This is a genomic window from Brasilonema bromeliae SPC951, assembly GCF_012912135.1.
GTDB lineage: Bacteria > Cyanobacteriota > Cyanobacteriia > Cyanobacteriales > Nostocaceae > Brasilonema > Brasilonema bromeliae.
The window spans coordinates 1765-3742 of sequence record NZ_QMEB01000361.1 but is presented as its reverse complement, the minus strand read 5'-3'; the positions used below and the strand labels follow the sequence as shown (position 1 = coordinate 3742).

The window sequence follows — 1978 nt, the reverse complement described above, 5'->3', positions numbered from 1 at the left end:
CCCCTACACCCCTACACCCCCTAGGATAGGAATAAGAGTTTTACGACTAGTTCTTGCGTGAGTCCTAACACAGTTACAACAGTTTGGTTTGTCTATCTGAAATAGATAGCAAACAAAACTGGGTAACAACTACATTGTGTGTTAGAAAAAAAGTATGACTAAAGAGGTAACTTGATTGGCTTTGAGTGAACGGCAGCTGATTTCAACTTAACTCTGAAGATCATAGACAAGCTGTTTGGAAATGAAACTTACATTGAAGGATTTTGTGACTCGATTTTGCTTAAGTTAAATGAATTCTACATTTGTAAGTTGCTTGAAAACGTAGCAGAACCTACAGATAGGGAGATGGGGGCGGTAGGGAAGACAAGAAGTTTTTGACTGTTGAGTTTGGACTAACTTGGCATATCAAACAAAACTGTCGTCATATATTGTTCTGCCCAATCTGAACCAAAAGCTTTTTCCAGTACGCGACGGGTTTTGTCGTTCTGCTGCTGTTTAGTGCAGTAGTTACGTTGTCCAGCCAGACTTAGCATCGCCTGTTCTGATGGAACGGGTTGGGATGCTGTGGCTTGCATGCAATGTATTTCTAAAAATTCCCGAGTGCGAGAGAGAAATAGATTTTCTTCTTCAGGAGAACTGAGGCGAACGAAAACGCAAAAGTCTGAAAAAATATCTCCCCACTCAGGTAATTCTCTTGGGTGGGAAAAGTTTAACTGAGGGAGTGCAGCCAGTGCAGAAGTATATGATTTTGGGAGAGTGTACTGGGAGTTGACTGGAGAAAGGTCTGCGATCGCCGCACTTATTTGACCCCTCGCCCCAACTAAATCACAACCAAACATTGGTAGTTCATACTCTGGACGGGGAAACATAACGCAGTGCAATATATCCAGCATATTTCCCACCTTTGCCAGTTCCAGGTGCATTTTCCGGAACTGGGGTGTTTGATAGCACTGGTTTTCAATCGTCAGCTTCTCGCCTTCTAGCCGACCTTCCACATATCCAAATTCATTAGGCAAATGATAAGGTGATAAGTCCAAGTGCTTATGCCACACTGCTTCTATACAATCTGCTAGTTGACGAATCAGCGGATGTTGTTGCTCGCGCAGCGATGGTAAAGGAGTTGTTGTCATATCTTATGGGATTTGTTACTGGGTAATGTGATTCAGTTATTAGTCTACCGTCCACAAAGTCTCACCCGAAGTAGCTCGCAACACAACCAAACACTTGCAACTGACAAATGTAAAGTTATAAAACACTCACTTTTCAAAAATAGGAGTTATTTTGTATTCTTAGTTACAGAAATAATTTTGTCTTAGTCCATTAGCGAAGGCTAAGCAGAGCCATGAAATTAGATTCAAGTACATCGGATTGTGCCATAGAAGGCTTCTGGCACAATCTGGATTGGTTAAGGAAGTCCTTCTCCACAGAGTCACCAGATGATTTCCAGGCTTATAGTTGGGTAAAGCTGTTGGAACTTCCCAACCCCTACAGTTTTGACGAAGCACTGCTACTGTGCCACGTTTCTCGTCAAGAATGGTTAGCCTGGATTCCAGATCATGGGGAAGCACAATTGCACATCAGTCAATTCAGTCATTAGTCAAGAATTATTCCCCCTGCACAAGATGGTCTGCTTTTGTTGTCCCTCATCCCCACTGCTAAATCACACTGCTGGTTGAGGTTCTTTCTGGGCACCCAATGCTAAAGGATCAACTGATTTGAGTTCACCGTGGTTGAGAGTCCAACAACGGTCTGCGATTGGTAACAAATCTCCTGCATCGTGTGTCACAACCAGCAGTGTCCAATTTTTTTTCAGTTTCGCTAATAAATTTACCAGTTGCCGACGCATTGACCAATCCAACCCAGCTGTCGGTTCGTCTAACAATAATAGATGTGGCTGGCGAATCAACTGCACCGCCAAAGCTAAACGCCGCTGCTGACCTCCACTCAAAGCATGAGGTGATGTACTAAGCGATAAATG

The 1978-nt window shown here is 43.3% G+C and carries 3 protein-coding genes; 1 reads left to right on the top strand and 2 read right to left on the bottom strand.

The features are described 5' to 3' along the window. Nucleotides 1-392: 392 nt before the first annotated feature. Complete coding sequence (locus tag DP116_RS27485; protein ID WP_169158146.1) at nt 393-1130, bottom strand: phycocyanobilin:ferredoxin oxidoreductase; 738 nt, start codon at nt 1128-1130, stop codon at nt 393-395. Between the two features lie 212 nt (nt 1131-1342). On the opposite strand from DP116_RS27485, the gene DP116_RS27480 reads away from it, so the two are divergent. Next, nucleotides 1343-1597 carry a hypothetical protein gene (locus tag DP116_RS27480; RefSeq protein ID WP_169158145.1) on the top strand — a complete coding sequence of 85 codons (255 nt, stop codon included), beginning with the start codon at nt 1343-1345 and terminating at the stop codon, nt 1595-1597. 63 nt (nt 1598-1660) lie between these two features. On the opposite strand, the gene DP116_RS29845 is transcribed toward DP116_RS27480, so the two are convergent. After that, nucleotides 1661-1978: ATP-binding cassette domain-containing protein (locus DP116_RS29845; protein WP_246275827.1), on the bottom strand; the 318-nt coding region annotated here is incomplete at its 5' end.